The 6,717-nt window shown below is 59.9% G+C and carries 6 protein-coding genes; 3 read left to right on the forward strand and 3 right to left on the reverse strand.

Annotated features, from left to right (window positions below; genetic code table 11):
- Positions 1 to 125: 125 nt before the first annotated feature.
- Together B7L09_RS10645 and B7L09_RS10650 are read left to right on the forward strand one after the other, a co-directional pair.
- Positions 126 to 326, forward strand: coding sequence for a hypothetical protein (locus B7L09_RS10645; protein WP_094468762.1), 201 nt, complete (start codon positions 126 to 128; stop codon positions 324 to 326).
- Between the two features lie 376 nt (positions 327 to 702).
- Entirely contained in the window at positions 703 to 2,178 is a 1,476-nt protein-coding gene (locus B7L09_RS10650; RefSeq protein WP_094468763.1) for an inorganic phosphate transporter, read from the forward strand.
- Positions 2,179 to 2,803: 625 nt separating this feature from the next.
- Here the strand turns inward: B7L09_RS10650 and ccoM are convergent.
- The 3 genes from ccoM to B7L09_RS10665 all read right to left on the reverse strand — a co-directional run bounded on the left by ccoM (position 2,804) and on the right by B7L09_RS10665 (position 3,636).
- Positions 2,804 to 2,917: a cytochrome c oxidase subunit CcoM gene (gene ccoM / locus B7L09_RS32615; protein WP_010462558.1), complete on the reverse strand. Its 114-nt coding sequence runs from the start codon at positions 2,915 to 2,917 to the stop codon at positions 2,804 to 2,806.
- A gap of 143 nt (positions 2,918 to 3,060) precedes the next feature.
- Positions 3,061 to 3,222, reverse strand: a complete 162-nt coding sequence (locus tag B7L09_RS31980; protein WP_094468764.1) for a hypothetical protein — start codon at positions 3,220 to 3,222, stop codon at positions 3,061 to 3,063.
- A gap of 72 nt (positions 3,223 to 3,294) precedes the next feature.
- Complete coding sequence (locus B7L09_RS10665; RefSeq protein ID WP_094468765.1) at positions 3,295 to 3,636, reverse strand: aspartate-semialdehyde dehydrogenase; 342 nt, start codon at positions 3,634 to 3,636, stop codon at positions 3,295 to 3,297.
- A gap of 219 nt (positions 3,637 to 3,855) precedes the next feature.
- Between B7L09_RS10665 and rapA the strand changes: the two genes are divergently transcribed.
- Positions 3,856 to 6,702: an RNA polymerase-associated protein RapA gene (gene rapA, locus B7L09_RS10670; protein WP_094468766.1), complete on the forward strand. Its 2,847-nt coding sequence runs from the start codon at positions 3,856 to 3,858 to the stop codon at positions 6,700 to 6,702.
- Positions 6,703 to 6,717: the final 15 nt, after the last annotated feature.

Genomic DNA, 6,717 nt, shown 5'->3' on the forward strand with positions numbered 1-6,717 from the left:
AAGTATTGTTCGCACGCCGTAAAAAACGATGCCTTTATCGGGCATTGGCCTTTCGACGAGTGTGGTCAATAGATTCGATGCAGCGCGTTTCACCAGAATTTATCTCAACTCATACAGGTAGCACTGTGACGAAAGACGAACTGCGCGCGGAACTTGAGCGCCAGGAACAACGTTACAAGGACGTTTACGGCGGGGAAGTCACCACCTACGCCGCGCAGCCTGAGCCGGAGCGCAAACCATGGCGCAAGCGCGCCAGTNTTCAAGATCAGGCATTCACCCAGGAATTGCAGAAGATGGAAAAGGAACTCAAAGCCGAAGAACCCTGATTACTTCGGCCTGAATCCTTTCAGGGTCTGCATCGGCACCCGTTAAAAGCGGGGTGTTCTGATGATGCCTTTCGCGCCCGCTACAAGCGGGCAGCGGCCACCTCACCTTGCGGATGAGGTAAATGGCACTTGCCTGACCCTCCTCTCAGATATTTCACACAAGTGTTCAAGCCTCTCGGCCTCACGAGAGAAACCCTTGTGGCTGCGGCCTTTTCATCTGAATTCAATGACTTGCAAAACCCGGTAAAAACCTCGGGGATAGGCTATCGTCACAAACTAATTCGTTGAAGAATGTTACCGATGAGCACCTAGTGCATCGATTANTGAGGTTTTCTGGCATAATCGCGCCCCCTTACGACCGGGTCAGAAAACCTTCATGATCGATTTATTCAGCGGACTGGATGCTTGGGTTCTAGTGAGCCTGTTGCTCGCCCTTGCCTTTGTCCTCGCCTTCGAGTTCATCAATGGCTTTCATGACACCGCTAACGCGGTGGCCACAGTCATCTATACCAAAGCCATGCCGCCGCATCTGGCGGTGTTCTTTTCCGGTGTGTTCAACTTTCTCGGCGTACTGCTGGGCGGTGTCGGCGTGGCGTATGCCATCGTCCACCTGCTGCCGGTAGAGCTGCTGATCAATGTGAACACCGGTCACGGGCTGGCCATGGTCTTCTCGTTATTGGCAGCGGCGATCACCTGGAACCTGGGCACCTGGTACTTCGGTATCCCGGCCTCCAGCTCCCACACCCTGATCGGCTCGATCCTCGGTGTCGGCCTGGCCAATGCCCTGATCAACGATATCCCCCTGGCTGACGGTGTGAACTGGCAGAAAGCGGTCGATATCGGTGCCTCCCTGGTGTTCTCGCCGATGGCTGGCTTCCTGGTCGCAGCTCTGATATTGATCGGTCTGAAATGGTGGCGTCCTCTGTCGAAGATGCACAAGACACCGGAACAGCGCCGCAAGATCGACGACAAGAAACACCCGCCGTTCTGGAATCGCCTGGTGCTGGTGATTTCCGCAATGGCCGTGAGCTTCGTGCACGGTTCCAACGATGGTCAGAAAGGGATCGGCCTGATCATGCTGGTGTTGATCGGTATCGTGCCGGCGCAGTTCGTACTCGACCTGGGCAGCACCACCTACCAGATCGAACGGACTCGCGACGCCACCGTGCACCTGAGCCAGTTCTACAAGCGCAACGCCGACACCCTGGGCGAGTACCTGGCCCTGGGCAAAAGCGTGGAAGGCGATCTGCCGGAGAAATTCCGTTGCAACCCGCAACAGACCGAACCGACCATCACCGCCCTCCTCGGCACCCTTAAAGGTGTAGCGGATTACCACTCGCTGTCGCCGGAAAGCCGCATCGAAGTGCGTCGTTATCTGCTCTGCCTGGATGACACCGCGAAGAAAGTCGGCAAGCTGCCGGGCCTGGATGCGCGTGAGAAGTCCGACCTCGACAAGCTGCGCAAAGACCTGACCNCCACCACTGAATACGCTCCGTTCTGGGTGATTCTGGCGGTCGCCCTGGCCNTGGGCCTGGGCACCATGGTGGGCTGGAAACGTGTGGTGCTGACCATCGGTGAGAAGATCGGCAAGCAGGGCATGACCTATGCCCAGGGCATGTCGGCGCAGATCACCACGGCGAGCATGATTGGCCTGGCCAACATCTTCAGCCTGCCGGTTTCCACGACTCACGTACTGTCTTCCGGCGTTGCCGGCACCATGGTTGCCAATAAAAGCGGCCTGCAAGGCGGCACGGTGAAGACCATTCTGATGGCCTGGGTCCTGACCCTGCCCGCGACAGTGGCCCTGTCGGCCGGCCTGTTCTGGCTGGCATCGAAGGCACTGGGCAGCTGATACATCGCTGCGACAAAAGAGGCGCGTTCCGAGAGGTTCGCGCCTTTTTTATGGCCTGCAACTTGGCATTGCTGGTCTGTTGAAAGAGATCGGTTGACCATGAGAATGCCTCGCGAGCAGGCTCACTCCTACAATGGACGGTGTACGCCCGAGGCTTCTCACCACTCATTAGGCCGAGCGTTAGCTCGCCTGCTCTTGATCTTGATCTGCCCGCCCCTTCGGGAGGCTGAGTGGAGGCGTTCATCTGGGGGGTGGGCGCGTAGCGCCGTGCGGCGAAGCCGCACACATCGAGAGGAGGTCGAAGCGAAGCCGACCGGAGGCGATGCCCCCNGATGAATGCCGGAGCGAAGGAACGCCGAGCCTAGGCGAGGGGCCGGACGCTTGGGGCGAGCGTTTTTTTGCTTACTTTTTTGGGGCGTTTGCCAAAAGGGACTCGCTGTAAGAGCGAAACCATAAGCGGCCGTTACCGCAGGAATGGATATGTACACCACGCAGAGACAGGTCGGCTATCAGGCCGCCTTCGCAAAAAGGCTCCAAAGAAGCCCCCATCCCCAAATCGCAGGCAAAAAAAAGGGCAACCGAAGTTGCCCAAAATGCCTTGCGTGCTCATTACATCCAGAAAGAACTACGGTTTACGCTTATGCGAATCCTTCCAGATAAAAAATCCGAACCCTGCGAAAAACAGAACCATGAGGCCGACTGTCAGCACCCCGGCGATCACCACGTTGTCGAAAAACATGACGGGCCTCCTGCTCATGCCCTGTTGCGATAGGGCTAAGTTAATAGAGAAGGCGGATTGGAAAATTGACCGGGATCAATGTCGCCCGCGACGGGGCTTAAAGAAGGGTAATAACTGACCTGCATCAACAGATGCAGGTTGTTTCAACGCTTTTTCGGCTTGTTCTTGGGCTTTTTCTTAACTTTGCCAAGCGGCATCGCCTGCTCAAATGCCTGGCGAACTTCATTCAGGCGCTTGTCATTCAAGTCATGNACNCGCTTGGCGCGTTCGGAATTGAGATCAATCAGCTTGTCGTCTTGGTTCATGGTGCTCAGTACATCGTATGGCAGGGTTGTCACAATAATGCGGTCTCACGGCAGCGCTGACCAGCCACAACCTCAAATCTGGATATCGACCCACAACCCCTGGCGCGGCGCATCTTCGATCAGCGGCACCACCGGCACGGTATTGTCGGCATTCAATACATCGCCGGGGATCGCCAGGTGCTCCTCCGGGTCCTCATCGGCTTCACGACGACGCCGTTCCCGCTCCTGCTTGCGCCGCTGTTCCTCGCGCAGCTGAAAAGCCGCTTCTTCTGGATCGCGCTGCTGCAGGTCGATGGTGCTTTCGTTGGAGCTTTCCTGCACCGGCACCACAGGCGGAATATCCGGGCGCTGGCGGATCGGGTCCTGCTGTGACGTGATCGGCACGGCACTCAAGGGGAGCATCGGTGGCAGCATAATTATTTAGTCTCCTGTCAGCAGGCTGTCGGCTGCGGGGATGGCGACTTGAGCCATCGGTCGCAAACTGTGACCGGCTTGGCACCGATTGGTGCCCCGACCTGCAAGCATCGCGTCCCTGGGCTAACGTAAGAGTGCGAGTTTTTATGAGAGTCCTTTGGCCCTGAAGCCCTCATTCCGTTAAGATAGCCCGCTTTTTCAAGGTGGGAGTCAGGCAGCATGGCGCAGCAGTATCAACCGGGGCAACGCTGGATTAGTGACAGCGAAGCAGAGCTGGGGTTAGGCACCGTTCTGGCACAGGACGGCCGCTTGTTGACCGTGCTCTATCCGGCCACTGGCGACACTCGTCAGTATGCGCTACGGAATGCGCCCCTCACTCGTGTGAGGTTTTCGCCGGGTGACTCCATCACCCATTTCGAAGGCTGGAAAATGACCGTACAGGAAGTCGACGACGTCGACGGCCTGCTGGTCTACCACGGCCTCAATGGGCAGAACGAGCAGGTCACCCTGCCGGAAACCCAACTGTCCAACTTCATCCAGTTCCGCCTGGCCAGCGACCGTCTGTTCGCCGGGCAGATCGACCCGTTGGCCTGGTTCTCGCTGCGCTACCACACGCTGGAACACACCAGCCGCCAGTTGCAATCCTCGCTGTGGGGCCTGGGCGGCGTGCGTGCGCAACCTATTGCTCACCAACTGCACATCGCCCGTGAAGTCGCCGACCGTATCGCGCCACGGGTATTGCTGGCGGACGAAGTGGGCCTGGGTAAAACCATCGAAGCCGGCCTGGTGATTCATCGCCAGTTGCTGTCGGGCCGCGCCAACCGCGTGCTGATCCTGGTCCCGGAAAACCTGCAGCATCAGTGGCTGGTGGAAATGCGCCGCCGCTTCAACCTGCAGGTTGCACTGTTCGACGAAGAACGCTTTATCGAAAGCGATGCCGCCAACCCGTTCGAAGACACCCAGCTTGCGCTGGTGGCGCTGGAGTGGCTGGTTGACGACGAGAAGGCCCAGGACGCGCTGTTCGCGGCCGGCTGGGACTTGCTGGTGGTCGACGAAGCGCACCACCTGGTGTGGCACGAAGAGAAAGCCAGCCCTGAGTACTCGCTGGTCGAGCAACTGGCCGAAGTCATTCCCGGCGTTCTGCTGCTGACCGCCACCCCGGAGCAACTGGGCCAGGACAGCCACTTCGCGCGCCTGCGCCTGCTGGACCCGAACCGCTTCCACGACCTGCACGCCTTCCGCGCCGAAAGCGAGAACTATCGCCCGGTGGCCGAGGCCGTGCAGGAGCTGCTGGACAAGGGCCGCCTGTCGCCGACCGCACACAAGACTATCCAGGGTTTCCTCGGTGACGAAGGTGAAGCGCTGCTCACCGCCGTCAACGATGGCGACACCGAAGCCAGCGCACGCCTGGTGCGTGAGTTGCTCGACCGCCACGGCACCGGCCGCGTGCTGTTCCGTAATACCCGTGCCGCCGTGCAAGGGTTCCCGGAGCGCAAGCTGCACGCCTACCCGCTGCCGAACCCGGACGAATACCTCGAGTTGCCGCTGGGCGAACACGCCGAGTTGTACCCGGAAGTCAGCTTCCAGTCGCAGCCGGACGTTGAGGAAGAAAACCGCTGGTGGCGCTTCGACCCGCGCGTCGAGTGGCTGATCGACCAGCTGAAAATGCTCAAACGCACCAAAGTGCTGGTGATCTGCGCCCACGCCGAAACCGCCATGGACCTGGAAGACGCCCTGCGCGTGCGTTCCGGCATCCCGGCCACGGTGTTCCACGAGGGCATGAACATCCTCGAACGTGACCGCGCCGCTGCCTACTTCGCCGACGAAGAATTTGGCGCACAAGTGTTGATCTGCTCCGAAATCGGCAGTGAAGGTCGCAACTTCCAGTTCTCCCACCACCTGGTGCTGTTCGACCTGCCGTCCCACCCTGACCTGCTGGAACAGCGGATCGGCCGTCTGGACCGAATCGGCCAGAAGCATGTGATCGAACTGCACGTGCCATACCTGGAAACCAGCCCGCAAGAGCGTCTGTTCCAGTGGTACCACGAGGCGCTGAACGCGTTCCTCAATACCTGCCCGACCGGTAACGCCTTGCAGCATCAGTTCGGCCCACGCCTGCTGCCGCTGCTGGAAAACGCCGACGACGGCGAGTGGCAAGCCCTGATCGACGAAGCCCGTGCCGAACGTGAGCGCCTGGAGCAAGAGCTGCACACCGGTCGCGACCGCTTGCTGGAGCTCAACTCCGGCGGTGCGGGTGAAGGCGATGCACTGGTGGAAGACATCCTTGAGCAAGACGATCAGTTCGCCCTGCCGATCTACATGGAAACCCTGTTCGACGCGTTCGGCATCGACAGCGAAGACCATTCGGAAAACGCACTGATCCTCAAGCCCAGCGAAAAAATGCTCGACGCCAGCTTCCCGCTGGGTGACGACGAAGGTGTGACCATCACCTACGACCGCAACCAGGCGCTGTCGCGCGAAGACATGCAGTTCATCACCTGGGAACACCCAATGGTGCAGGGCGGCATGGACCTGGTGCTGTCCGGTTCCATGGGCAACACCGCCGTGGCGCTGATCAAGAACAAGGCGCTCAAGCCGGGCACCGTGTTGCTGGAACTGCTCTACGTCAGTGAAGTGGTTGCGCCGCGCTCGCTGCAACTGGGCCGCTACCTGCCACCAGCCGCCNTGCGCAGCCTGCTNGATGCCAATGGCAACGACCTGTCGGCCCGGGTGTCGTTNGAAACCCTGAACGACCAACTGGAAAGCGTGCCACGCGCCAGCGCCAACAAGTTCGTGCAGGCCCAGCGCGATCAGCTGACGCCGCGCATCAACGCCGGCGAAGAAAAGATCACCCCGCGCCACGCCGAGCGTGTGGCCGAGGCGAAGCGCCGCCTGGCAGCGGATACCGACGAAGAGCTGGCGCGCCTGACCGCACTGCAAGCGGTGAACCCGACCGTGCGTGACAGCGAANTGGTTGCCCTGCGCCAGCAACGCGAGCAAGGCCTGGCCATGCTCGACAAAGCGGCGCTGCGACTGGAAGCGATTCGGGTGTTGGTGGCGGGTTGATGACCGCCCTGCCCT

The sequence above is a fragment of the Pseudomonas mandelii genome, from assembly GCF_002251635.1.
Taxonomy (GTDB): Bacteria; Pseudomonadota; Gammaproteobacteria; order Pseudomonadales; family Pseudomonadaceae; genus Aquipseudomonas; species Aquipseudomonas mandelii_B.

Excerpts from the sequence above, each read along its gene's own strand:
- ccoM (WP_010462558.1), bottom strand. The coding sequence starts at position 2,917 with ATGTTTTTCGACAACGTGGTGATCGCCGGGGTGCTGACAGTCGGCCTC.
- B7L09_RS10665 (WP_094468765.1), bottom strand. The coding sequence starts at position 3,636 with ATGCTGCCACCGATGCTCCCCTTGAGTGCCGTGCCGATCACGTCACAG.